Consider the following 26,997-nt stretch of genomic DNA (forward strand, 5'->3'; position numbering starts at 1 on the left):
TTATTTATTGATTATTAATTCTAGTTCATTTTTCCAAAGTTGGTATGCTTCTAAATACGGTTGTTTGTCTTTAAAAGGCATGTAAGTCATCACGTGATCATTGTCGGTGATGTGTTTTCCGAAAGTTTCAAAATCGCCTTCGTGAAGCACTGATGCTCTTGCTGCACCAATGGCTCCTGTTGTATTGTAAATTTCTATTTCGTGTCCGATAAGTGTTGCCACGGTATTCGAAAAAATCTCCGAACGGAATAAATTATCGTTTCCGGCACGCATTACGTTCACTTCGATTCCGTCGGATTTCATGATTTCCATTCCATATACAAATGAAAAGGCAATTCCTTCCAAGGCTGCACGACAAATATGTGCTTTACCGTGATTGTTCAGATTGATGTTTACCAATCTTGTTCCAATGTCTTTGCTGTTCAGCATTCGTTCGGCTCCGTTTCCAAAAGGAATCATGCAAACTCCATCAGAACCTACCGGAATATCCGAAGCGAGGTTATTCATTTCTTCATAAGAAGAAACCGAAAGATTATTCAGCAACCAACGGTATTGAATTCCGGCGCCATTGATGCACAACAATTTTCCAATTCGTGGATCATTCCCTTTTTTATAGTTAACGTGGGCAAAATTATTGACCCTTGAACTTTCTTTTACGGACAAACTATTGGTCATTGCGTAAACCACGCCCGATGTTCCGCCTGTTGCAGCCACCTCGCCTGGATTGAAAACATTTAACGAAAGCGCGTTATTGGGTTGGTCGCCCGCTCTGTAAAATATGGGAGTTCCTTCGGCCAAACCGCTTTCTTCTGCTCCTTTTTTGTCCACTTTAGACTGGATGCAAAAAGTATCTACTATGTCTGGGACAAGTTCAGTCGAAATACCATAATGCTCAAACAAGAAGTTGGCGAAAGTATCATTTTTAAAATCCCACATAATTCCTTCAGACAATCCCGAGATGGTAGTATTGATTACATTCGATAATTTATAGGCAATATAATCTCCCGGCAACATAAATTTATGAATCTGGCTGTAAATTTCCGGCTCGTTTTCTTTGACCCATTTCAACTTTGAAGCGGTGAAATTCCCGGGAGAATTCAACAAGTGTTCATTGCACTTTTTTTCGCCGATTGCCGCAAATGCCTCGTTTCCTATTTCAACAGCTCGGCTGTCGCACCAAATTATGGATTTTCTTAAGGGTTGCCCCTCTTTATCAACCAAAACCAATCCGTGCATTTGGTATGAAATCCCAATACCTTTTATTTGCGTTCTTGAAATGTTGTGTTTTTTCTTCAATTTGGCTACTGCATTGCAAGCGTGTAACCACCAATCTTCTGGTTTTTGTTCTGCCCAGCCATTTTTCAAGGCTAGCATGCTCATTTCGGTTTCTGGCTCTTGTGCTACGCCAATGCTTTTTCCGGTAGCGCTTTCTACGATAGCCACTTTCACTGATGAGCTACCTATGTCAAATCCAATGTAATACATAATTTATAATGATTCTCTTAATATTAATTTTGTCGATACATAATACTGCATCGGTTCGTCTTTGGTAATAAATTCGGCTCCTTTGGTTCCCAATTCCTTGAAATCTGTCGTAACCACCGAAATCCCTTTGTAAATGAATTTTTTCATTGGAGTTTCGTTGTAGGACAAGAAACCAACATCCACTCCGGGTTCAAAATTCTTTTCACGACATTGCTCCAAGAACACGCCTAGCATCCTGTCGCTAACTCCTATATAGGCCTTGTTTTTTTCAATATCGAATTCCTTTGGATTGGTAATAATGTTGTAATCAAACCCAAATTCCTTGCAAAATTTTTTGAAATAAGTAACCGTCTCCAATGGATGATTGGTAAAACTGGGATACAAAAAATCAATTGCTTTGTATTTTTTAAACAAATCAACGGCTTCCGTCAACGATTCGTAAAAAGCTTTTCCAAAATCTTGGAAAACATAATTGTTCTTTGGTTTTGAATGAATGTTCCAGTCAATCAACAATAGTTTTTCATTGGAAATATTGGTCAAAACCGAAGCCACTTCTTTATGGTCAAAATTCATCACCACATATTTATAATACTTGCCAACACTGTTATTGATGATGGTCTTGAAATTATCTATGTTGTAATGGTGAAATTGGACATCGGTAATAATATTGTCGGGCAAATTATTTACGAACGAATGATACAAAACTTCTTTATAGGCCTTGAATGTATCTAAAACCAAAAGCACTTTTCGAGTTTCGCCGGCCACATAATAGCCTTTATTGGGTACCGATTCAATCACTTTTTGGTCTTTCAAAATCAAATAGGCCTTGAAAACAGTATCTCTCGAAAGTTTGTTTTCTTTGCAAATACTGTTCACGGAAGGCAGCAAATCCCCCTTGTTCAAAAGATTTTCAGCAATGGCATTATTGATGGAATTCACCAATTGTTGGTATTTGGGAATATCACTTTCGTGATTAATACTAAAGGCAAAATTCTTTTCGTTCATAATTAGCGTGCTGTTCTGTTCCGGTATGCTAAAGTAATTTTTTTTTTTGGAATAAAAAGCCCTAAAGCACTTTTTTTATAAAACTTATTATATCGCTAAAATACTTCATAGGCAGTCATATTCCTCAAAATAAATTAAAAAGAGCCTATTGTTTATTATATTTAAATTTGATTGCGTTCACTAAATTAGTGCTAGAATATCGTTTGCTAAAAAACAGTATATTTGTATTCAACTTTTTTTAATTATATGGAAGAGAATAAAGATGTTACCATCTACGATATCGCCGAAAAGCTGAATCTTGCGACTTCAACAATTTCGAGAGCGCTAAAGGATCATCCGACTATTAGCAGCAAAACGATAAAAAAAGTAAAGAAAATGGCCGAAGAAATGGGTTATGTTCCCAATACTTTGGCAGCAGGATTACGGGGCAATAAAACCAATACTATTGGAGTTTTGATACCCACTGTCACCCAACCTTTTCTTTCTTCATTGATTAGCGGTATAGAAATTACCGCCAGGAAATCAGGATATAATGTCATTATCATGCAATCGCACGACTCCTATGAAGAGGAAGTGAGCATGGCAAAGTCTTTATACAGCAGCAGAGTTAGCGGAATTATCTCTTCGCTGGGGATGAAAACCATCGACACTTCGCATTTCCAACAATTTGTCAACAACAATATTCCCATAGTTTTTGTCGACAGGGTTCCAAAAGATTTTAATACTTTTAGAGTAATAATCGACAATTACGCGGCTGCATTTAAAGCAACAACCCACCTGATCGAACAAGGTTGCACCCGTATTGCCCACATAACTGCCGGATCGGAGTTTGGTAATTTATACAATGAAAGAAAGAGAGGCTATCTCGATGCCTTAAAAAAATACAATTTACCGATCGAAAAAGAACTCATTGCAGATTTAAAAACAGTCACCTACAAAGAAGCTCTAAAAGCCAGCGATAAATTACTGGATTTAAAAAAACGTCCCGACGGATTATTTGCTTCGGGCGACATAATGGCTGTCAGTGCCATTCAAAGTGCCAAAAGGAGGGGACTTAGAATTCCTGAAGATTTTGCAGTAATCGGTTTTAACAATGACCCTATTTCGGAAATCATAGATCCCAATTTATCCACGATCACACATCCTGCAGCAAAAATGGGACAAATGGCGGCTGAAATTATTTTGAAGAGCATTAAATTCCCTAATAAAGACGAAGTGAAAGAAATCACTTTTTTGAATACCGAAGTCCTGGTTCGCGAATCTTCAAAAAGAATTTAAACCCGTTTTTGACTACTAAACAAAAAAAAACTCCTTGACCTAATTGAATCAAGGAGTTTTGTGTTTTAAAATCTTGAGTGCTTACCAAGTAAACGGCAAATACCAGTTCTGAACATTCAATAATTTAGAACGTACTGCACTTGCATTAGAATTACCTTCTTTGCTAAGTTTGTCATAAACCTTATCCGCTAAAAAGGAAGGATCGTTTCTACGTAAAGCCACACGAACCAAATCTTCCCAACGGTTTCCTTCGTAAGCAAGCTCCATGGCAGCTTCATCGATGATGTTATTTTCAGTAGTAACCATGTCATCTCCGATGGCTCCGGAAGCAGTCAAATAGGCACGCCCACGTACTCCACCACCACGATGCCAATTTCCTCTATAATACGGATACTCCCCATTTCGAGCATCAAAATCATAAGGAAAAGCTTCGAATGTTTTCATGGCATTAGTCATATCATCTTTACCTGCATCAAGATTAAGAGGGTTGTAGGCACTTCCTATACCAAAATTCAAAATTCCATAAGCAATTTGTTGGTGATTATCCCTGTTGGCCGCTTCAGCATAGCGCAAATGCAATTTACCGGCACGGTATAAAAACCAATCTCCCTTTAAATTAGTTAGGTATTTGTATTCATACTTCATGATTACAGGATCCCCACCTACTATATTATAAGAAAATTTAGAACCACGTGCATCGTAAGGGAAACCATTACGTTGGGTTTGACTATTCCAAAAATTGATAGCTCTTTGTGATGGTTTTGCCAAATAATTACCATAATTTTTCGAAAATAGGGCAATAAAAGGATTTTTAGGCGCAAAGTTCAAATCATCAAAAGGCAATGACCAAATCCATTCCGTATTCCACAACACATCCCTATCCCTGGCAAAAATAGACCTCCATCCTTTCGTGTTCTCGTTAATTAAATATTTGGCATCTTGCTCAGAGTATCTTATATAACCAACATTTAAGTCATTATTAGTCGTTACATCGGCATATTTCACGCGATACATATCATATCTTTCCGTATCACTGGCACTAGTTGTTGCTGTTTCCATTACTTTTTTATAATGGGAAGCTGCCGCCAAATAATTCCCTTTCCAAAGTTGTAAATCACCCATAAAACATTCTTTATTGATGAATAATTTTCTGGTATAATAACCATCTACGGTTATCACCAAACTACTTTGTGTATCATACAACTCTTTATAAGTCAAAGCTTCGGTAAAGGTCACCAATTTGTCAAGAAGCTGGTTAAACGGAATTCTTGGATATTTACTGATGTTTTTAACATCTTCCAAGGTTGCGATAGGTTCGGTGATATAAGGAATACTACCGAAGTGTATTCCCAATTGCAGGTAAACCCATGAACGTATACATCCCACATCGGCATAACGCTGGTCGTATTGAGACTGTGTAAATTTCTTTTGGGCCAACATGATATCAAAATTTTTAAGGACATCATTACAGTTTTGGATCACCTCATAAAAAAGTTTTGGATTCGCATACGGATTTTCTGCTGAAACATTGTGTTCTGAAAGTTCCTTCAAATACGGACTGGAATTGCGGGTTGTGGTCATCAAGTCGGCACGCATTTCATTAAGAAGCACGTTTTGTTCCGCAAGCTCCATAAATTTTCCATATACCCCTACTACGGCTGCATCGGCATCATAAACGTTACGATATACCTGATCCCCCGAAAGCTTGTCCTCTGGCTCTACATCTAGATAGTCCGAGCAAGAGCCCAGGCTAAATAGCAGCATCATAACCGATACTAAGGACAGGATGCTTTTTGTTGTTTTTGTACTAATTGTTGTTATCATCTGTATGTTATTTCTGTAGTGTAAATAATTAAAGCCCTAAACGTAGTCCCAATTGGAATGTTCTGTATTGAGGAGCCAAACCAATATCGGTTCCTTGACCAAATATAGAGGAGGTAGCACTGAATTCAGGATCAAATCCTAGATAATCGGTTATGGTAAACAAGTTGTTGGCAGTAGCATAAAGCTTGATGGCTTTGATATAATTCATTTTTTCGACATTAAAATCATATCCCAATACCAAAGACTTCAATCTTAAATAAGAACCGTCTTCGATCCATCTGTCCGAAAACTCGGCATTCCCCATTGGATCACCCCAAACGGCTTTTGGCATGTCGGTTACTTGACCTTCAGCTCTCCAGCGATTTTGCACGGCGACACTTTGGTTTTCTGCACCACTCATCTTTTCAAGATTGTAACGCACTCCATTATAAAGGTCGTTTCCTACCGAGAAATTGAACAAACCTTGAAGACTAAAGCGTTTATAGGCAAAATTGGCAGAAATGCTTCCGGTTACGTCCGGGTTTGGATTACCAATCACCATACGGTCTTTATCATCAATCACTTTGTCTCCGTTGGCATCCGTAAATCGCATGTCTCCACCTTTGAATGGAACTAATTCACCATTGGTCAAACGTCGAGACAATCCAGCTGACTGGGCATCTGCGGTTGTGGAATACACTCCATTAGTTTGTAAACCATAGAATAAATTGGCATCTTGTCCAACGGATGTTATATAAGTGGCTCCTCCAAATTGGGTAAAAATATCACCACTAGGCAAACTCTCTACTTTGTTCGAATAACTAGCCAAATTCACCCCTAAATCAAAACTAAAATCAGGACTGTTAACGATACGGGAATTTAATCCCAATTCAGCACCAAAAGTTTTCATGGAACCACTATTGGAAACTACATAATCAAAACCATTTACTGAATTGATTGATTCGTACACAATCATGTTCTCGGTTTTGTTGGAATAAATATCCGAACTAATATTTAGACGTTCATTGAACAAACCAAAGTCAAGCCCCACATTGAATTTTTTCACGGTTTCCCATTCCAAGTTTGGATTTCCAATATTGCCACGCACTAACCCCTGCATACCCAATAAATTTTGGGAAACATAATAGGTTTGTGCCGTATAATTCCCAATATCATCATTTCCGCTAGTACCAAAACCAGTTCTAAATTTTAAATAATCAATGCCTTTAACGTTTTTCATGAATCCTTCAGACGAAATCAACCAAGCTCCCGATATGGAAGTCATCAATGCAAATTTTTCTGACCCATTTGACTCATCATCACCAAATCTACTTGATCCGTCCACCGAATAACTTGTTGTCAAGAAATATTTGTCACGGTAGTTGTATTCTGCATTGGCATAAATATTTAACCACTTCCATTCTCCCAAAGAACCGCCTACTTGACGCAATAAGTTAGATCCGGCACCTACGGAAGTAAAATCATCGGTAGAAGCATTGAAACCCAATCCTAAATCACTTTCCGATTTATTATTTTGACTTCTCAATCCAAAACGAACATTTAAGCTATGGTCTTCTTTGAATTTTTTGGCATAATCGGCGTAGGTATCCGTATAAAGAGTGTTCAACGATTGAACTTCACCTCCAGAACGGTTCGTCCCAACGAAAAGATCATCAATAAGAATATCAGCCACCCCATGATCTGGAATAAAGAAAGTTTCACGCTCCTTGTTGAACGTTATACCAAAAATAGTGCTCAAATTCCAATCCTTGTTTATTGCAAAGTTGAATTTGAAATTTCCGAAGAAACGGTAATTGTTGTTCGTTCCAAAACCTTTCGCCAAAATTGCATTTGGGTTACTTACGTTAAAATAATCTACGTCTGCCAAGTTAGGGGATACTTCACCGTTATTATCCACCACGTGATGCGTCATGAAAGGTGATTTAGTAAGCGACAAATAGATAGGACTTGTTTTGTAAGCAAAACCTTGATCCCATTGATCCGAGATATTATTGACAAAAGAGAGATTGGCATCCATAGTCAGTCTTTGTGTCAACCTCAACACGGCATTCAAACGGGTGGTATAGCTTGTTGATTCGGTTTTATCAACGGTACCTTTACTATTGAGATAGCCAACCGACAAACCAAACTTGGCGATTTCGTCACCTCCACGAATTTTAAGAAAGTAATTTTGGTTTACACTTGATTTAAAAACTTGGTCTTGCCAATTTGTATTATTGTGATATTGATAATATCCTGGTGAACCTACTGCATCGTTCATAAACGGCAAAGCGGCAATCTGTTGTTGGGACAAAGTACCAGTAGTTGCTGCCAATTGGGATATATGGGTACGATAAGCATCCGCTCCCAACAATGGCAACTGATCTGGAGTCTGGTTTACTCCTCCATACATGGTAAAGTCAATCTTGGTTGTCAATTCGGTAGCACGAGTAGTTGTAATATTGATCACTCCATTACCTCCTTTTGTACCATAAAGGGAAGAACCATCTTTAATTATGGTTACATCCTCTATATCTTTGACATCGATATTGGTCAAAGGAGACGACATGTTGTTTTGCACGATTCCTGAACCATAATCTTCATCATCGTAAATCATTCCATCCACTACAATCAAAGGTTTGTTGGTGGCATACAATGAATTAAAACCACGTATTGTCATATAGGATCCGGTTCCTGGAGTTCCTGAACTTCTTACAGACGTCAAGCCTGTGGCTCTTCCTTGAAGATACCCTCCAATAGATTCATTCACGGGATTGGACCACTGCCCTTTCTCGAAATTCACGATACTGGTCGCATTGGTATTGTCAAACTGCATTTTTTCTCCGGAAGGCAAATTAGCCACTTCATAGGAAGGAGAATAATTAGGTTCATAGAGGTAAATTTCGATGCTTGATTTTTGTTTTTTTAAGGCATATACTTTAGTCTGATAATTTTCACCACTAATTTTAAGTTTTGCGTCGAGATTGGGAACTCTAACTTCAAAGGTTCCGTCATTATTCGTAATGGCGGCAGAAAAGCCGTCAACAGCCACATTTATCCCTGAGAGTCCCAGTTTGGTTTTTGCGCTTTTAACAACACCTTTAACCTTGGTTCCTTTTGCATTATTCGGACTGGCGGTTGGAATTACTTTTACAACCTCAGTTGAATCCTGAACGGTCTGCGCGCACAACTGCATACTAAGACTTCCAGCAAAGAACAGGCTTACCACGCAGCTTATTTTTAAATTGTTTAACATATCTATTTTTGTAAAATATTATTATTTAATTTCAGGAACGAATTTCAAATAATCAAGAGTAAGAGAGTTGTTCCCGTTTACCGTGTTATTTGCGGCTACTAATGAAATCAAATCGATATCAATTGCTTGTGCCAATGTAAATTCTCCTAGATAAACTTCAGTATAATTATTAAGCTCCACATTTGTAAGAGGTACATCATATAAAACACCAATCTGTGTAGTTACCGTATTGACTACTGCCCATTTCCCACCTATGCGTAGTCTTTGTTGAAAAACATTCGCTTGTCTGTCATTTATGGCTCTCCAATACACTTTGTATTTAGTGCTGAAAAAATCTTTATCTTTATACATCAAAGTAAACTCAGCTTTACCGGGATCTTGCACCATGATATCATTGTAGAATACCCCAAATGGATCCACCTTGTCGCGATAAAAAATCTTGTTACGGGATCCCCAATATCCAGAATTGTTTTCCCCTTCGATTTTTTTGGTCAATAAACGTTTTGCAAGAGAAACATCCACTTTTTTCATTATGTAAACAATACCATTGCTCAAGCGAATGGGCTGCCCCACAATTTGAGTTTTGTCTATCGGAACTTCAACCCCGAATCTTGAAGTCAAAGTGGCAGGCAGGTTATTAAGCTCATACTTTTTACCAAAAGCCATATCTCTTAACGTGAAATATTTTGAATAAATAGCCGTAGAGTCAATAGCTGGATCATTAGATTTTTTAATCAAGTAAGGTTTCATCTTGTCCACTTCGGCATTGTATCCATCATCCTCCATTAAAAACAAGGTATAGGAGTTTTTCTCGTTGTTCAGGTTGTAAACATTTTTCAAATAAGAATTAGACAAGGAATCGGAATAAATTCCTGGAGATGCAGCAGCAGTTTCTTTACTAGTAATATCAGATGCATAGATGCTGAACTCTTTTAAACTCAACAAATAATCACTCATGGCAGAAGTAGCCGCTTTTGAATTGATGTATTGCCAAATGTTCATTTTAGGTGTCAGTGCTTTATCTATGACGTGAAACACTCCATTGGCCGCATAATGATTTGCATTGACAATAGTCGCATCATCAATCAAGGTAGCTCCCTTGAATACCAGATATTTGGTACTGAACATTTTTATTTGCGTTTCCTCCGTACCTCTCACGGAAGAAAAGGCTGTCAAGGCAATATGATTGCCAACAAATTCCTTTAGTGCTTCAGGATCATTCAAGATGGCAGAATCTACTTGGGCCATAGCCTCATTGGTAGGAACAAAAACGGTATATGTTTTTGAGGCAGCCAAAATTGTATCGTAACCTGTTTCGACTAATAGTTTTGTAAACTCGGATGTTCCTGCCATATTTGTTATGGCCACATCCAGTGTAACCTTTAGGTTGGCATCGTCAATTTCCTGACGCTCGTCCCAAGGACTGGAACATGAGACTAAAGTCATAATAGTCAGCACACCAACCAATAGTCTCTTATATTTTAATTTTAATAAACTCATTTTTACTTGATTAAGTTTGTACATGTACACTTTTATAATTTTAATAACCAGCATTACTGTTATCGCCTAATTTGGCATCTTCCCTTTGAACTAAATTACTAACCCCTGGCACTGGAACTCCTTTTTTGAATTTCGGCCATATTTGATCCATGTCCACAGGACGGAATTCTACCAAGTCCCATCTGTCTGCATCACCTCCAGCGCAACCGGGACAAACATCAGTAACAAATTTAATTGTATGTCTTCCGGTTGTTGGCACTTCAACGATACCTACCAATCTGGAAAGAACATTATCATTTTTGACGTATGGAAAGATATAACGTTTGTAGCCTTGCGACTCATAAACCCTGTCCGTTATACCTGTGGTAGCATTACTAGGATCATTAGCATATTCTCTTCCGTTTAGAATTCTGGAGGTTTGTTCTCCATTAAAAAATACTTTTGTAGTGTTAGAAGCCTTAGCATTTTGACGAAAAGAAACCCATATTTTATAACGTCCTTTGATAATTACCGGAGTTTTAAATTCAATATCATTCAAACCTCCTGGACCTGTACGGAAACGGAAAGGTCTTATTAAATCCCCATTGACTCCTCCACTATAATTATTCCAATCCATAGTATATGTTTTACTTCCTGTCCAGGTAACATTAGCAAGTCCCCCTAATGGAAAACCGAAAGATGCACCGGTGGATTTTCTGTAATTGGCCACATTTGCCGCCATTTCGGGTTGATCACACAAATCAAAATAAACCGGCGATGGAAGACGTTTTTTTATGGAGAAGTTTACATCCACATAATGCAATACTCCATTGGAAGCAGTAACATCACTAAGCTGTCTTAATATGGGAGAACCTTCTTCCAGTACTCCATTAAAAACATCACGGTTCAAATAGATGACATCCTTCAACAATTTGGCACTAACCACTTCAAGAGGTGCTTTGGTCACGAAAACCGGTGTAGTCGCCATATCGGCCAAGTAATTCAATTGAGGCAATACACGATATTGTACAAACAAATTCAAACTATCCGCCGGATTCATTGGATCTGCCGGTTTCAATGGATCCGTTGGTTTGCTGTATCTAGCTTTCAAATCTTCCAAATTATTGAAACCTGCTTTAGCAAACACCTCGTTGGTTTGCGCCAAAACTGTTAGATGACTGCCTACTTTATTGGCATCGTAAGTAAGGGGCTGATTCAATTTGTCGTACCATCCAGTAGCTTTCAAGACTTCGGTAAACAAAGAAAGATTTGCATCGGCTTCGATGGTCTGTGCCAAGGTCTTGTCGGCCACACGCAACACTTTATCGATAATATGGATAACGCCATTCCCCAACTCTACATTGGAAGTTACAATTCTTGCCGTTTTATTGATCGTTTCACTGGAAACCCCATCGATGGTGGTCGCTCCAGTTATTAGATACTGCCCGTACATACTAGGTGTCGCAATCTTTCCATCGGTAAAAAGATTGGTGTTTATTCTCGCTTCCAAAATATGCAGTTTGGCTATATTTTGCAAATCAACCAATGGCACGTCTTTCAATGAATTGGCACCCACATCTTTTAAATATTGTTTCACCGCTTCATTGGTTGGAAGAAACATGGTATAAGTACCGTAGGTATTCATGAATGAAGCATAGTGGGTCAAATCCAAGATTTCCAAAAACATGGAGTAATCTGGATTTTCTCTTAAATATTCCGTTATGTTAAGAGTTTCGTCGGTACTTTGTTTAATCTCTAGTTGAGAACAGTTCTGAAATACTAAAGCTACAAAAAACACTAAAGTAAGTCTCACTAGGCTAGTTAATCTTAATAATCTTTTCATGACTTATTTTTTTATTTATAAAATGGATTTTGTACTAATGCTTTATTGGTAAAAAGTTCATTCGTGTTAATAGGCAAATAATGACTATTTGGGTCTCTCAATTTTGCAACAATGGACTGTTGTTTGTCAACCGGCGCAGTAGCTATTGCAATATCGATCAATATTTGTAAACGTTCGTAATTATTGGCACGGGCAATACGCAATACATCATACCAGCGTTTGCCTTCAAAAGCAAACTCTCTAGCACGTTCTGCCAAGATAAAATCTATAATGGCATTTGTGTCACCTTCACCTGGAGCCAAGTCCGTTTCAACAAGAGCTTTACGGTTCAATCGAAGATTGGTAATAATTTCAATTGCTTCTTTACCTTGACCCAATCGTGTCAAAGCTTCGGCTTTCATCAACAGTACCTCCGGATAACGATAAACAAACCAGTGTGTATCGGAATCCTGCAACTCTTTTCTATCATCATTGTTTAAACCGGTAAATTTGTAAATTTCGCCAGTTGCCCCGATCAATGACGCAAAATTTCCACGAAAATCTCTTTTACCGATAGGATCGTTGGCATCATATCCATAAACCTCTTCCATCATCAGTTGATATGCCTTAAAATGTGGTTGCTGATAAAAGATACCATAAAACGGTCCTCGATTAGCCTTGGTGTATTGAAATTCAAAGATACTTTCAGACGAATTTCCATTGGCAAAAATAGCACTAAAAAAAGTGTTGGAAGAATTGGTTTCCACCAACTTGAATTTACCGGAATTAACCACCTTGTTTGTTTCAGCAAGTGCCTCTGTGTAATTTTCTGTCCACATATACACATCTGCCAGCATCGTATTTATAGTATATTTGGTGATGCGTCCTTTGTTTGAAGGAATGTTTCCATAATCTTCCTTGGCATATCCTTCGGCCAATTTCAAATCTTTGATTACTTGGGCAAAAACTTCAGCTTGTTTTGAAACAGGCAATTGAAAATCATCCTTGTCAGAAAGTGTGGCAGTTAATTTCAATGGCACATCTTTGAAGGTACGCGCCAAAGTAAAGTACAAATAAGCCCTGATGGCCAATGCCTCGGAAAGGAAATTTTCCAATTGGACTTGGGTCAAGGTTGGATCCTCATTTTTAACCGCTGGTGCCAAATCAATAACCGTATTGCAATAATTAATGGTTCTATAAAAGATGGACCAGTCAGTCAAATCATTGGATGGAAGAACATTGGTTTCAAAAATATCTCTTTCATCTTCGGTGGCATTGATTCCCTCGACAACCATTCCTCCCCTTAATTCACCGTGCATAAACAAGTATTGGGTCATCGTCAAATCGCCCACGCCAGGAGGCGAGTTCAACAAAGAGGAATAAATCCCAATTACGGCAGCTTGAATATCCTCCTTGGTTTTCCAGAATTCATCACGAACGATTCCATCCTGTGGACGTAAATCTAAATAACTGTCGCACGAACTTGCCGAAACGAAAAGTATAAAGAGGGCTAATATTGTTTTTAGTTTAGTTTGCATAATCAATTATTTTATTTTTTAAAAACGAGTTGTAACACCAAATGTGAGACGTTGTGTAGGTGGTGTTGAAGCATTGTCGATAGCCATACCGAAAGGCCCGGAACTCATGCTCACCTCAGGATCTTGTCCGCGATAATTTGTCCAAGTGTACAAGTTGTCAGCCGTTAGATAAAAACCTAAATCATCCAGATTTAATTTCTTCAACATTTCTTTTCCAAGATTATAACGAAAGGTAACCGAACGAAGACGTAAAAAAGAAGCATCTTCCACATAACGGTCAGAACCCAACCAGTTGTATCCTGCACCATAAACCGCTCTAGGCATATTGGTCTCATCACCCGGATTACGCCATCTATCCAAAACAGCCGTACTTTGATTGCTGTATCCATACATATTGGTCGTTTTCATGTCTGTTCCGTTAACGATGTCATAATTCATGCGGTAGTTAAAGTACAACAATAATCTAAACTGATTGTTGAAGGTAATGTTGGGACCAAATCCCCCTGTGATTTTAGGGTTGCTGTTTCCTAAATACACCACGTCACGGCTGTCGATATTACCATCTTTATTGATGTCCTCATAAATGGCATCTCCAGGTTGGAATACATAATCCGTATTGGGATAATTAAAACGCATCAAGACTTCTTGACCGTTAGGCCCCAGAATAACATCTCCATTGGCGTCTTTGGCCTTTGTTGCTTCAAGGTCTTTATAAACCCCCTTGAATTTATAACCATAAAATGAACCAAAAGGATTGTCCACTTGAAGGAAACGTTTGAATTCTCCGTTTTTATCGGTGTTACCACTTTCAGCTGGGTAAAACTCCGATATCTCCGTAATCATGTTTTCATTGCTGGCAATGTTGAAGTTGAAATCCACCTTCCATTTACCAGATTTATAAGGAGTAGTATTAAGACCTATCTCCCATCCTTGATTTTTCATGTTTCCCGCATTCATATCGGAAATAATGTTGTAACCTGAAAGCGAACTTACCTGAATTTTTGGGTAAAGAAGATCTTCGGTAATGTTTTGATAAAAATCGACATCCAAGGACACACGTTTTTTAAACAGTTGCAAGTTGAACCCAATGTTTTTACCTGTTAAAGTCTCCCAACGCAAATTGGTCAATTCCATATTTATAGGAACAACCCCGTTCATGTCCAAATAGGAAGTTTCGTAATTATCATACACATTAAAATAAAGGTAACTACCTTTAGGTGCCCTGCCTGATTTTCCATAACTCATTCTTAAACTCAAATCATCCACATATTCCAATTTCTCCATGAAGGACTCACCCGAAACCCTCCAACGGGCAGACACGGAAGGAAACAAACCATATCTGTTCTCAGGTCCGAATTTTGAATTACCATCACCACGCAAACCAACATTCACGATATAACGATCCAACAAACCATATTGGGCGCTCAACAATGCCCCTACAGTTCTAGCTTGACTACTGCCGGTAGATAATCCCAAGCCCGATTCTCGTGTTCGCGATGGATTCGACGGATCCGTAAATAGGGACGAAGCCGTATTTGAGGTTAACGCCTTGTACGAAGCATAACGGGAATCATTTGTTTGCAAGGACAAAATAGTCTGCAATGTTTGGTTTTTACCGATGGTTGGTGTATAAACAACGTTTGTTTTTGTAATAATGCTGGAAGCATCACCATCAGAATCAGAAGCCCTGTTCACCACAGTTTCCGTAAAAGGACGTCCGGTGGCATTTTGTGGCAAGAAGTCTTTTGTCTTGGTACTGCTGTAATCAAATTGCACATCAAAGGTGGACAATAATATCTTGGGAATGATATCCACATTCACGTTAAAGTGAGGCGTGATACGCTGATTTATTTGATCGTTAATTGCGAACTCCGCCATGGCGGCCGGATTATAAGTGCCCGAATAAGTACCTTGCACATTTGAAACCGGTGAAAAATAATTTGGAGTAAGTTCTCCCAACGAATCAAATTCATAGAGACTCATGTTTGGCATTTTTACATAGGCAACACCTCTTAATCTGTCCTTGTCGTTATTATCGCTAAAACTATTAACATAATTACGCTTGGTGTAGCTATGGGTATAGGACAAATCCGTTCTAAATTTAATACGACTGGAAACCCTGTAATCCAAGTTCAATCTGGTACTGATTCTTTCCAACCCAGTTCCAATGGTTACCCCTGTGGAATTATAATAGCCCACGGAACTATAGTAACTTGCTTTTTCCCCTCCTCCTTGTAGAGCAAGGTTATGTTCATTCGTCAAACCGATTTGGGTGATGGCATCAATCCAATCGGTGTTTTGACTGTAATTTTTATAATAATAAACATCTTGAGGGTCATACTGGAACTCTTTTACATTCAAAGTATTCAATGGCACCCCATTTCTGTTCATGTATTCTTCTGGAATCAATTGTGAATATTGATCTCCATTCAACATTGGTATAGTAGGAGGCAATTTGGAATAACTTCCTTTATAGGTATAGGTGATTTTTGGAGCACTTACCCCTCCACGCTTGGTGGTAATCAAGATAACCCCACTGGCCGCTTTGGATCCCCAAACCGCTGTTGCTGCAGCATCTTTCAAAATAGTAATCGTTTCAATGTCGGTAGGTGCAATATTCAATAAGGCGGCATAGCCTTGATCATCGGCACTGGCAAAGTTGAAATCTTGTGGGATTTCTGTTTCGTATGGCATACCATCCACCACTACCATAGGTTCAGAAGAACCAGAGATTGAAGAAGTACCACGAATACGAATTTGCATTCCGGCACCTGGATCTCCACTGGTGGCCGTAATATCCACACCGGCCATACGTCCTTGCAAAGCTTCATCAATAGATGCCGCTTGGGTATAGGCCAAATCTGCAGCACTAATCGTAACCGAACTGGTCGTTTTATCTCGATCGGCAATATTCATTAACCCTGAATTACCACCCTTCTTTTCAGCCGTGATAACAATCTCTTTCAATGATTCAGTACTGGAAACCAATTTAACTTTAATCATTTCGCGACCATTGATTGGCACCGTTTGGGATTTATATCCAATGGTTGAAATAAATAACTTGTTGTTGGGATTTTTTACGCGTATGGCAAAATTCCCGTCAATATCCGTAATCACCCCTGTCACGGTACGACCTTCTCCATCTTGTTCTACAATAGTAGCCCCTGGTATGGATAAATTATCGCCTGCATCGACTATCTGGCCTCGCACCAACAAACCTTTGCTTTGAGCCAACGCAGGCAGCGTTGCCAACAAAACGAGGGCTATTGTAAAACTGTAAAATATATTTTTGATTAGTTGTCTCATTTTATTCGGTAAATTTAAGGTAATAGGTAATTGTCCACTAAATGGATTAGGGATCTATCTGCTAGGTTGTTGCTGCTGGCCGGGATAAAATTGGCAGCCGGATTATTTCCTGAATTATCTTTAAATGACAAGGTTGCAGGGGCACTTGTCACTCCAACATAGGTTTTATCACCTTTTGTATCTTTCATCAAGGTTTCTTGTTGCCCTGTTATATTCCCATCATTTGAAATCGTTTTATTATTTATGATATGGAAGCGAATAAAATCGGCAATCAAATCCTTTTCTCCTTGTGATGCCGGATTATTTGATGCAGGAAGTACTTTAGCCGTAACCGCTCTTGCCATTGCCGCTTTATTAGGAATCAAGAAAGTATAAGAACTCCCCAAGGCCACACCCTCAATTTTCCCTGTGGCCGCAGTGTAAATAGTGGAATTTTTCAAATATTGATAAAAAGTATCAAATTCTGGATTGGCAGCCGCTAAACGTGCAATTGCCAAACCTTGCAATTCAATGGAATATTCCGGGAACTTGTCAACATAATACGCAATACCGTTTTGCTGCACTTCCTTGCCTATAACATTGGCAGGAACCCCACCCGGCACAATATCTCCTGCCGCATAAATTTTGTTGTTGCTCCATTTGATGTACTCTCCAGGAAGCTCGTCATCGCCGGTGCGAATAACTCCAGAAGTAGATGCAATATCATCCAACTCCCCATTTGGTGTTTGCACAATGCAATTATAAAAAAGTCGCAACAATCTATTTTTGGCACCAGTACCTGTTTCGACTGCTCCATTTATGGGAGAAACATACCTCCAATAGGAATGTGTGGTATCGAAATCAAAACCAAGAGACCTCAATATGGCATCAGAAGGCAAGAATATGGTGTACTTTTTATTGATGTTGCTAATCATTTCTTTGTAACCGGAACCTTCATTATATATCTTGGTTGCATAAGTATATTTAGGATCCAAATAAGCCGTAGTATAAACACTGTAAAACAAATTTGATTTTTGAACTTTGTTGGCTCCATAAAAGAATCCGTTACTCAACACTTTTTTATCCGTGATGTCGTTGTTAAAATCAAATCTTATTTCCTCGCCCAAACCATTCACATAATCATCTTTCAACGTTGGCCAAACTGCAGATTGTACCATGTGGGCATTAACCAAATCTTGAAAAATATATTTAGGCAATACGTCAATAGAAGGATAATTTTTGAGCAACACTGTATTTATAAAAGTTTGCAAAGGACCATTTTCAGGAACAATCATGGTATAAGCATCCGCTTGTCCATCATTATCTTCCGCCTTTACGTAATTTTCATTGTTAGGTGCAAATTTCAAAGTAGCATCATACATTTTTACAAAAACATCATCCGATTTCTTGGTATAATTACGATAAGTAGTGGTAGCCGTTTGATTAAAAACATAAGTAACCAAATTCTTTTCCATAAGACTGTGAAACAGACTGTAATTTGAGTTTTGTTCCAGATACTGGTCGATATTCACGGGAGGAAGATTTACTTTATCCAACTCATGAATAAGTCCATTTTCAGCGATAATATCGGCCTCGGCGACTTTTGAATCCAAAACATTGAATTCCGTGTATTCAACACCAGGATAGAAATAATTGAAATCAAGAGCACTCAAGCGTTTCGACGCAAAATGCTCATCGGTGAAATAAGTGACATACTTATTGTTGTTGTCTCCAGAAACATAGGGGGTAAAACCGTTACGGTTCATACCCACAATCACTTTTGGCTCACCATTTATGATTTTATCCTGAAAACCGTCATAATATGCGGTTCTTCTTCGATAAGCAACATCTACTACCCATCCTTTACTAGATTGATAATCCGAAAGCTGCTCCTTACGAAAACCATTATATATAAGTGCATATTTCACGATTTTACCAGCAGTAATTGAATCTACTTTGCTGGCATCCGAAAACCCTTTTTCTTGAAAAAACTTGGCAAAAGCCGCATCATTGGGAGCCATCATCGTCCAATATCCTGATTTACTCAAGATATCTTTATAACCTGCCTTTGCTATTAGAGTTGTCAGGCTTTTAAAATTACCACGCGCCTCCAATTGTTGGTAAATTGGATCTTCAAGACCAGCTGGACGCTCATAGTACGGATCCAACTCTTGACTACAACTGGCAAAAAGGGCCAGTAGCGGAAGGACAAATAAATAATAGTGTAGTTTCTTCTTCATTATGGATTAACTTAAAAATTGTTAACAAATGTTTATACTTATTTTAACTGTTTTATGATAGTTTAACATTTCCAAATTTATGCCTTAGTATCACTACCTCTATCCTGCTCTATCCTGTTTTTTTATGTATTACAAAAAAAAAAGTCGATTAAAATATTAATTCCACAATGTATCAACTGTTATTACCACAATAGCAAAACCCTTGTATTTATTAGGATTCAGCCACAATCTCCTTTCAATTTTTGAAAATAAAAATAGCCCTTACTTAGTTTAACATATATTTTGTAATTTAAGAAATCAAACATTATACATAAAGGAATTACAATTTTGAAGCTTATCAGAAGTAAAACCATACCTTATTAATAGTTTTAATACTACGGAAATATTGCAAACCTATTTCAAATCGAATTTTTTAGACCCAAAAGCCCCACTGGTTCCATCTTTGCTTATCAAATTAAGCTTACTTCAATTACAATCATAAAAAAACTCCTTGCACTTATTTCAAGGTTTAAGGAGTTGTCTAATTATTTCTTTTTACTTAGACCTGACAGGTTTTAAAAAAATCTGTCAGGTCTATAAATCGAATTCTGTTCATCGTTTTTTTTTACCTAAATGTTGTTGATGACAATCCTTCATATGAAAATAAATTGGCCGCAGCCAGATTATTGTACCATTTTGAGCTGGACTTGAATTCCAACTTGATCATTTCCTTTGGCGAAGCCCAACCCCAAATTTTCACTTTCTCGTTTCTTTGCAAGACCATTCCATTGCTGATTAATCTAGGCAATTTAATTTGGGAAATCATTTCATGCAACGGAATGAAAATCAGAACAATTAATGCTATTTGAAATTTATTCTTTTAGATTTTTTATACCTATTTTACGGCAACTACAACTTCAGCCATTTTAGGAGCTCCCAATTCGAAACTTTTTTTCATCGGACTGGAACCACCCACATATATTTTGAAGTCTCCCGACTCTATAATTCTGGAACCATCATTTTTTACCATTTCGAATGCTTTGGGAGTCAGCTGAAAGGAAACTTCGGTAGATTCTCCGGGTTCCAATGTGATTCTCTTTATATTCGTCAATTGAAAATTGGGCACAACAACCGAAGCCTCCAAATCAGAAACATACAATTGCACCACTTCATCTGATTTCACTTTGCCCGAATTGGTCACTTTTACTGAAACGCTGAGATTGTCTTTTCTGGAAATTGTTTTTGACGAAACTTTGGCTTCGCCATAAACAAAATTGGTATAACTTAATCCAAACCCAAAGGGATATAATGGCTCTACATTCAAATATTTATAAGTTCTTCCTTTCATCGAATAATCTTCAAAAGGGGGCAGTTGGTCTAAAGATTTAGGGAATGTAATCGGCAACTTTCCAGAAGGCGATATTTTTCCAAAAACAACATCCGCAACAGCAGTTCCTCCTTCTTCGCCGGGATACCAAACGAGCAATACAGCATCGGCCAATTCTTGAACTTCCGCAAGATTCATCGGGCTTCCGCCAGTAATTACGGCTACAATCGGTTTTTTGTTGTTGGGGTCTTTATCGGCAGTTATTCTTAATTCTTTCAAATAATTGATTTGATTTTGAGGTAAATCATAGTCCAATCTGTCTCCAGCCGTTGAAGAATCCAACGAATCTCCTTCTTCCCCTTCTATTGTGCTCGAAACACCCAATACTACAATGGTCACATTACTGTCACCAGCATTTCCGGTAGCATAATTTATGGGATTTATGGATTTTTGATTCAGCATTGCTCCCAATCTGTATTGCAATTGACTGGCCGGACTTATTGAAGCCGTAATGCCTTCGAGAATAGTAACCATATTAGGGTTTATTCCATAATAATTTCCTAAAAGCACTTCTATACTAGCAGCATTTGGCCCAGTGACAAAATATTTGGAAAGGTCATTTTTTAAAGGTAAAACTCCATTGTTTTTCAATAAGACCATACTTTTTTGAGCTACTTCCCTAGCCAAAACTCTATGAGATTCACTATTTACAACATTTGATGGAATAGCATCATAAGGATTGCTGCCCATTGGATCAAACAAACCCAATTTGAACCTTATTTTTAACAAAATTGCCAACTGATTGTCGATTTCTTTTTCCGTAATCAACCCCTCTTTGACCGCTTGAGGCAAGGCTTTGTAGGAGCTTCCACAATTGAGACTCACACCACTTTTTACCACTAATGCTGCGGCCTCGGCTTCAGTTTTAACCGTTCCGTGTCCTCCTTTGTCTTTGGGAATATAAAAATCGTCTATCGCTCCACAATCCGTTACTATATGTCCTTTAAAATTCCATTTTTTTAACAAAACATCCGAAATCAGGTATTTATTGGCACAACAAGGTTCGCCATCGGCACTGTTGTAAGCACACATAACCGATTCCACTTTGGCTTCGACCTATGCTTGAAATGCCGGCAAATAGGTTTCCCAAAGGTCCTTTTGTGAGACTTCGGCATTGAATTCGTGACGCAATTTTTCTGGTCCACTATGCACGGCATAATGTTTGGCGCAAGCCGCAGTTTTCAAATAATTGGTATTATCTCCCTGCAACCCTTTTACGAATGCGGCTCCAATGCTGGCGGTCAGAAAAGGATCTTCGCCATAGGTTTCCTGACCACGACCCCATCGAGGATCTCGGAAAATATTGATGTTTGGAGTCCAAAAAGTCAATCCACCGTATTGTTTGTTATAGCCTTTGGCTTTTGCAACATTGTGCATTGCTCGGGCTTCATCAGAAATTGCAGTCGAAACCCTGAATGCCAAATCCGAATCGAAAGTGGCTCCTAGTCCAATCGCTTGAGGAAAAACGGTTGCAACTCCCGAACGCCCCACGCCATGAAGTGCTTCATTCCAATAATCATAAGGCACAATGTTTAATCGCTTAATTTCAGGAGTACCATTCATCATTTGATCCGATTTTTCTTCTAAAGTTAATCTTGAAATCAAGTCCTTAATTCTTGCATCAATAGAAAGTGATGGATTATTAAAAGGCATAGCCTGATTTTTTTTGTCAACTGTTTGACTCCTGATTGGAAGAATAGCGAACAATAAAAAAAAAAGTGTTATTTTTTTTAAAAGAGTATCCATAGTTAAATATTTCTTGTTTTTTAAGTTTTATTTTACGAATATAAAAAAAATACTGTAAAATTTTTTTATTATGTTTCAATGTTTTACTTTTACGCAACCGATTGCAAATGTAAATAAAAAACGGTATAATTATTAAATCCAGAAAAAAATACAGCTTAAAAACTTATGATTCCATATATTTCCTCTTTATTTAAAAATGGTTTTACTATCATAAAAAACAAACAACAAAATATGAATCGTTTACCCTATCTATACATCCTGCTGCTATTGCCCATATTGATGATCTCCCATGACGGATTAGCGCAAGAGGATTATAAATTATGGCTCCAATATTCAAAAATTCAAGATTCGAAACTAGCATCCCAATACCAATCCGAAATTAATGGAATTTTTGCCTTGGGCAATTCCGAAACCATTCAAGTCGCTTCAAAAGAGTTACAATTGGGACTTTCCGGTTTGTTGGGGAATAAAATCACTGTTCAGCAAAATTCGGACAGTGAAAATATTTTAATTTTTGGTTCCAAATCTTCTTTGAACACAGACATTCTCAGCAGCTTACAAAATGAATTTGAGCAAATTAATAACGAAGGCTACCTTATTAAAACCATTTCATTAAAAAACAAAAACCACATCCTCATTGCTGGAAAAACCGATGTTGGGGTTCTGTATGGCGTTTATCATTTTTTAAGATTACTCCAAACCAATTCCTCAATCGAAAATCTAAACATCGTCGATTCTCCAAAAATAAATGTTCGAATACTCAATCATTGGGACAATCTAAATCGAACCGTCGAACGTGGTTACGCTGGTTTTTCGCTCTGGAATTGGCAAAAGCTCCCCGATTTTATCGACCAACGCTACATCGATTATGCTCGCGCCAATGCTTCGATTGGCATCAACGGTACGGTTTTGAATAATGTAAATGCCAATGCATTGATTCTTACTCCCCAGTATTTAGAAAAAGTGGAAGCCTTGGCCAAAACGTTTAGACCTTATGGTATCAAAGTGTATTTAACAGCACGATTTTCGGCTCCAATAGAAATTGGCAGATTAAAAACTGCCGATCCATATGATACTGCAGTACAAAATTGGTGGAAAGAAAAAGCGGCAGCAATTTACAAAAGGATTCCCGATTTTGGTGGATTCTTGGTCAAAGCCAATTCCGAAGGACAACCAGGTCCGCAAAATTACGGACGAAACCACGTTGACGGTGCCAATATGCTGGCCGATGCCGTGGCTCCTTTTGGTGGAATCGTGATGTGGAGAGCCTTTGTATACTCGGAACACGATGTTGATGATAGGGCGAAACAGGCCTACAGCGAATTCGTTCCCTACGACGGAAAATTTAGAAATAATGTAATCGTTCAGGTCAAAAATGGCGCAATAGATTTTCAACCCCGAGAACCTTTTCACCCAATGTTTGGCGCTATGTCAAAAACACCCTTGATGATGGAATTTCAAATTACGCAGGAATATTTGGGATTTAGCACGCACTTGGTTTATCTACCCAAATTATATCAGGAAGTCTTGGAATCAGATACGTATCAAAAAGGGAAAGGATCAACAGTTGCCAAAGTGATCGATGGTTCACTGGAAAACCATAAAATTACCGGAATGGCAGGAGTGGCCAATATTGGCAACGACATCAACTGGACGGGACATCCTTTTGCGCAAGCGAATTGGTATGGCTTTGGACGATTGGCTTGGAATCCGTATTTAGATTCAGAAGTAATTGCAGACGAATGGTTGCGTACGACTTTTTCCAATGATTTGAATTTTGTGAATCCAGTCAAAGAAATGATGTTAAAATCCAGAGAAGCTGTAGTGAATTATATGACGCCACTTGGATTGCATCACATCATGGATACGGGGCATCATTATGGTCCAGGTCCGTGGGTAAGCAATCTCTCCAGACCCGAATGGAATCCGGTGTATTATCACAAAGCTGACAAAAAAGGAATTGGTTTTGACCGCTCCAAAACCGGAAGCAATGCCACGGCACAATATGCTACAGAACTAGCCAAACTATTTGACGATGTAAAAACCTGTCCCGAAAAAGACTTGTTGTGGTTTCATCATTTGTCTTGGGATTACAAACTAAAAAATGGTCAAACACTTTGGAACGGATTAGCGTTGAAATACCAGGAAGGCGTTGATGAAGTCGCCGCAATGCAAGCTACTTGGAACAAAATGGGGAATTATGTGGACGAAACAAGATTCAAGGAAGTTCAAATGCTGTTGAACATACAATTGAAAGAAGCACAATGGTGGCGAGATGCCTGCTTGTTGTATTTCCAACAATTTTCAGGAAAGGAATTGCCAAAAGGAGTTGAAAAACCAACCCAATCTTTGGAATATTTCGAATCTTTGAAATTTCCATTTGCGCCGGGGAATAATTAAAAACAGTTCGATTAAAATTCAAACAAAACACATATGGAAATAAGAAAACTATTGGCGGTAATAGCAACAACTGCTTTAATAAGCTGTGGAGGTCCAGACGAGATTGCCGCTCCCGCTCCAAAACCGACACCAATTCCAACGGTAACCACATTAAAAAAAACTGCAACATTCCCTATTGGGAACATCGTTTCCGCAAGCAAATTATCGGGTTCTGACAGTAATTTTACAACTGTGCTAAATAAAGAATTCAACAGCATCACTGCAGAAAACGACATGAAAATGGCGGCAATGTTTAGTGGCCCAAACACATATGATTTTAGTAAAGGAGATGCGATTGTTGCCTATGCCAAAGCAAATGGAATACGAGTACATGGACATGCCTTGGTTTGGCATGCTTCAATCCCTAATTGGCTAAAAAATTTCACCGGGACGGATGCTGAATTCGAGGCACAAGTAAAAGGATATATTAAAGCGACTGTGGCACATTTTTCCCTTGCAAAAACAGCCGAAGGGAAGCCAGTTGTTGCCAGTTGGGATGTGGTAAATGAAGCGTTTACAAGCGATGCACTTGCCGGCCCTTTCTATGCCAAAATGGGCCCAGACTATGTTGCCAAATGTTTTACTTGGGCAAAAGAAGCCAATTCCGAAGTCAAATTATTCTACAATGATTATAATTTAGATAGTCAAGCATCAAAAGTTACCAGCGTGGTCGATATGGTAAGCGATTTCAAGAAGCGCTCTATTCCAATAGACGGTATTGGTTCCCAAATGCACATAAGCTATTCTTATCCTGACTTAACGACAATAAGCAATAATTTATCTCCACTGGTTGGAACTGGGTTGCTAATTCATTTTTCTGAATTGGACATGTCTGTCAATGGCGATTTAGTTTTAAAATCACTAACAACAGAAAGAGCAAATGCCCAAAAAGCAAAGTATAAAAGCATAGCCGTTTTGTACAAAACAATTCCTTCCGCACAAAGATTTGGAATTACGTTTTGGGGACTTAGAGACAATGATTCTTGGTTAAGGGGCTGGCCAGTCAAAACGGATTATGAATGGCCATTATTGTTCGATTCAAATTATGGCTATAAAGCAGCTTATACCGGATTTCTTGAAGGATTAAAATAACTAAACAAAAAAAACATGAAATTGACAAAACCATTATTTATTCTGGTGACAGTGCTGGCAATAAGCAGTTGTACCAAAATTTACAAAAAGCCAGAAACAGCTGTCACGATTAAAGAGGCATATAAAGAAAATTTTTACATAGGAACCGCCTTGAGCCAAAGTCAAATAGAAGAAAAAGACCCAATGGTTACTGCCTTAATTTCGAAAGAGTTTAACAGTATTACTCCCGAAAACATAATGAAATCAATGTTTACCCATCCCGAACAAGATCGGTTTGATTTTAAATTGAGTGACAAATATGTTGCCTTTGGAGAGAAACACAATATGTTTATTCATGGACACACCTTGATATGGCACAGTCAATTGGCACCTTGGATGGCTCAAATAAAAGACAGCACCGCCATGGCAGATATGATGACAAATCACATTACTACCATAGTAAGTAAATACAAGGGAAGAATTAACTCTTGGGATGTAGTAAACGAAGCCTTGAATGAAGATGGCACTTTACGCAAATCGGTATTTTTAAATTCTTATGGAAAAGATTTTTTAACGCTGGCCTTTAAATTAGCAGCCAAGGCAGATCCAAAGACCGATCTATACTATAATGATTATAATTTATGTAATGCCAAAAAACGAAAAGGCGCCGTAGACATGATAAAAAATCTACAAAAAAATGGGGCAAAAATAGATGGTGTCGGAGAACAAGGACATTGGAATTTAACCTCTCCTTCACTGGACGAAATTGAGCAAACCATCCTTGATTTTTCTGCACTTGGAATTAAAGTTGCTTTTACAGAATTAGACATTACTGTTTTACCAAGTCCTTGGGATGTAGTGGGAGCTGACGTAAATCAAAAGTCAGAAGCAAACGAAAAAATGAACCCCTATCCTAAAGTTCTTCCAGATTCAGTCCAACAACAATTGGCCGCTCGATATGAAGCTATTTTCAAACTATTCCTGAAACACCAAGACAAAATTAGCAGAGTTACTCTATGGGGCGTAAATGACGGTCAATCTTGGCTAAATGATTGGCCAATAAGAGGAAGAACCAACTATCCGTTGCTCTTTGATCGCGAATTCAAACCTAAAGAGGCCTATACCAGCGTATTGAAACTAAAAGAAGCAAAAAAGTAAGTCAAAAAAAGAATTACTTTTACTTT

The 26,997-nt window shown here is 38.3% G+C and carries 15 protein-coding genes and 1 pseudogene; 4 read left to right on the plus strand and 12 right to left on the minus strand.

The window, feature by feature from the left end:
* On the minus strand, positions 1–1,485 hold the full coding sequence (locus tag OZP13_RS13645; RefSeq protein WP_281297482.1) for a xylulokinase: 1,485 nt from the start codon (positions 1,483–1,485) through the stop codon (positions 1–3).
* Between the two features lie 3 nt (positions 1,486–1,488).
* Complete coding sequence (locus OZP13_RS13650; protein WP_269240629.1) at positions 1,489–2,490, minus strand: GntR family transcriptional regulator; 1,002 nt, start codon at positions 2,488–2,490, stop codon at positions 1,489–1,491.
* Between the two features lie 246 nt (positions 2,491–2,736).
* Here OZP13_RS13650 and OZP13_RS13655 point away from each other — a divergent pair, with 246 nt between their 5' ends.
* Positions 2,737–3,768: a LacI family DNA-binding transcriptional regulator gene (locus OZP13_RS13655; RefSeq protein ID WP_269240630.1), complete on the plus strand. Its 1,032-nt coding sequence runs from the start codon at positions 2,737–2,739 to the stop codon at positions 3,766–3,768.
* Positions 3,769–3,849: 81 nt separating this feature from the next.
* Here the strand turns inward: OZP13_RS13655 and OZP13_RS13660 are convergent, their stop codons facing one another.
* The 10 genes and pseudogenes from OZP13_RS13660 to OZP13_RS13705 form a co-directional block, all read right to left on the minus strand.
* A complete protein-coding gene (locus OZP13_RS13660) occupies positions 3,850–5,592 on the minus strand; it encodes a RagB/SusD family nutrient uptake outer membrane protein (protein ID WP_281297483.1) in 1,743 nt (580 codons plus the stop codon).
* A gap of 28 nt (positions 5,593–5,620) precedes the next feature.
* Positions 5,621–8,827 (minus strand): SusC/RagA family TonB-linked outer membrane protein, encoded by a 3,207-nt coding sequence (locus tag OZP13_RS13665; protein WP_281297484.1) that lies wholly within the window; start codon positions 8,825–8,827, stop codon positions 5,621–5,623.
* A 21-nt stretch (positions 8,828–8,848) separates the two neighbouring features.
* Entirely contained in the window at positions 8,849–10,327 is a 1,479-nt protein-coding gene (locus OZP13_RS13670) for a fasciclin domain-containing protein (protein ID WP_281297485.1), read from the minus strand.
* 40 nt (positions 10,328–10,367) lie between these two features.
* Entirely contained in the window at positions 10,368–12,149 is a 1,782-nt protein-coding gene (locus OZP13_RS13675; protein WP_281297486.1) for a fasciclin domain-containing protein, read from the minus strand.
* A gap of 11 nt (positions 12,150–12,160) precedes the next feature.
* Complete coding sequence (locus OZP13_RS13680) at positions 12,161–13,666, minus strand: RagB/SusD family nutrient uptake outer membrane protein (protein ID WP_281297487.1); 1,506 nt, start codon at positions 13,664–13,666, stop codon at positions 12,161–12,163.
* Positions 13,667–13,684: 18 nt separating this feature from the next.
* Entirely contained in the window at positions 13,685–16,972 is a 3,288-nt protein-coding gene (locus OZP13_RS13685; protein WP_281297488.1) for a SusC/RagA family TonB-linked outer membrane protein, read from the minus strand.
* A gap of 14 nt (positions 16,973–16,986) precedes the next feature.
* The gene (locus OZP13_RS13690; RefSeq protein WP_281297489.1) at positions 16,987–19,191 is read right to left on the minus strand and encodes a fasciclin domain-containing protein; all 2,205 of its coding nucleotides are present in this window, start codon (positions 19,189–19,191) and stop codon (positions 16,987–16,989) included.
* 604 nt (positions 19,192–19,795) lie between these two features.
* On the minus strand, positions 19,796–19,996 hold the full coding sequence (locus tag OZP13_RS13695; RefSeq protein ID WP_269240649.1) for a hypothetical protein: 201 nt from the start codon (positions 19,994–19,996) through the stop codon (positions 19,796–19,798).
* 69 nt (positions 19,997–20,065) lie between these two features.
* Entirely contained in the window at positions 20,066–21,247 is a 1,182-nt protein-coding gene (locus OZP13_RS13700) for a glycoside hydrolase family 3 C-terminal domain-containing protein (protein WP_349293522.1), read from the minus strand.
* Between the two features lie 99 nt (positions 21,248–21,346).
* Positions 21,347–22,303 (minus strand): annotated as a pseudogene (locus tag OZP13_RS13705) (glycoside hydrolase family 3 protein); the annotation flags it as partial.
* Positions 22,304–22,582: 279 nt separating this feature from the next.
* Between OZP13_RS13705 and OZP13_RS13710 the strand changes: the two are divergent.
* The 3 genes from OZP13_RS13710 to OZP13_RS13720 are packed head-to-tail and all read left to right on the plus strand — an operon-like array spanning position 22,583 to position 26,971.
* Complete coding sequence (locus OZP13_RS13710) at positions 22,583–24,703, plus strand: alpha-glucuronidase family glycosyl hydrolase (protein WP_281299456.1); 2,121 nt, start codon at positions 22,583–22,585, stop codon at positions 24,701–24,703.
* A 33-nt stretch (positions 24,704–24,736) separates the two neighbouring features.
* Positions 24,737–25,834 carry an endo-1,4-beta-xylanase gene (locus OZP13_RS13715; RefSeq protein ID WP_281297490.1) on the plus strand — a complete coding sequence of 366 codons (1,098 nt, stop codon included), beginning with the start codon at positions 24,737–24,739 and terminating at the stop codon, positions 25,832–25,834.
* Positions 25,835–25,849: 15 nt separating this feature from the next.
* Positions 25,850–26,971 carry an endo-1,4-beta-xylanase gene (locus OZP13_RS13720; protein WP_281297491.1) on the plus strand — a complete coding sequence of 374 codons (1,122 nt, stop codon included), beginning with the start codon at positions 25,850–25,852 and terminating at the stop codon, positions 26,969–26,971.
* Positions 26,972–26,997: the final 26 nt, after the last annotated feature.

The sequence above is a fragment of the Flavobacterium limnophilum genome (genome assembly GCF_027111315.2).
Classification (GTDB): Bacteria; Bacteroidota; Bacteroidia; order Flavobacteriales; family Flavobacteriaceae; genus Flavobacterium; species Flavobacterium limnophilum.

Bases quoted from the DNA above. Each gene is read 5' to 3' on its own strand.
- OZP13_RS13645 (WP_281297482.1), bottom strand. From the start codon at position 1,485: ATGTATTACATTGGATTTGACATAGGTAGCTCATCAGTGAAAGTGGCT.
- OZP13_RS13700 (WP_349293522.1), bottom strand. From the start codon at position 21,247: ATGGGCAGCAATCCTTATGATGCTATTCCATCAAATGTTGTAAATAGT.
- OZP13_RS13710 (WP_281299456.1), top strand. From the start codon at position 22,583: ATGATCTCCCATGACGGATTAGCGCAAGAGGATTATAAATTATGGCTC.
- OZP13_RS13655 (WP_269240630.1), top strand. From the start codon at position 2,737: ATGGAAGAGAATAAAGATGTTACCATCTACGATATCGCCGAAAAGCTG.
- OZP13_RS13650 (WP_269240629.1), bottom strand. From the start codon at position 2,490: ATGAACGAAAAGAATTTTGCCTTTAGTATTAATCACGAAAGTGATATT.
- OZP13_RS13715 (WP_281297490.1), top strand. From the start codon at position 24,737: ATGGAAATAAGAAAACTATTGGCGGTAATAGCAACAACTGCTTTAATA.
- OZP13_RS13685 (WP_281297488.1), bottom strand. From the start codon at position 16,972: ATGAGACAACTAATCAAAAATATATTTTACAGTTTTACAATAGCCCTC.
- OZP13_RS13660 (WP_281297483.1), bottom strand. From the start codon at position 5,592: ATGATAACAACAATTAGTACAAAAACAACAAAAAGCATCCTGTCCTTA.
- OZP13_RS13680 (WP_281297487.1), bottom strand. From the start codon at position 13,666: ATGCAAACTAAACTAAAAACAATATTAGCCCTCTTTATACTTTTCGTT.
- OZP13_RS13675 (WP_281297486.1), bottom strand. From the start codon at position 12,149: ATGAAAAGATTATTAAGATTAACTAGCCTAGTGAGACTTACTTTAGTG.
- OZP13_RS13695 (WP_269240649.1), bottom strand. From the start codon at position 19,996: ATGATTTCCCAAATTAAATTGCCTAGATTAATCAGCAATGGAATGGTC.
- OZP13_RS13665 (WP_281297484.1), bottom strand. From the start codon at position 8,827: ATGTTAAACAATTTAAAAATAAGCTGCGTGGTAAGCCTGTTCTTTGCT.
- OZP13_RS13720 (WP_281297491.1), top strand. From the start codon at position 25,850: ATGAAATTGACAAAACCATTATTTATTCTGGTGACAGTGCTGGCAATA.
- OZP13_RS13670 (WP_281297485.1), bottom strand. From the start codon at position 10,327: ATGAGTTTATTAAAATTAAAATATAAGAGACTATTGGTTGGTGTGCTG.
- OZP13_RS13690 (WP_281297489.1), bottom strand. From the start codon at position 19,191: ATGAAGAAGAAACTACACTATTATTTATTTGTCCTTCCGCTACTGGCC.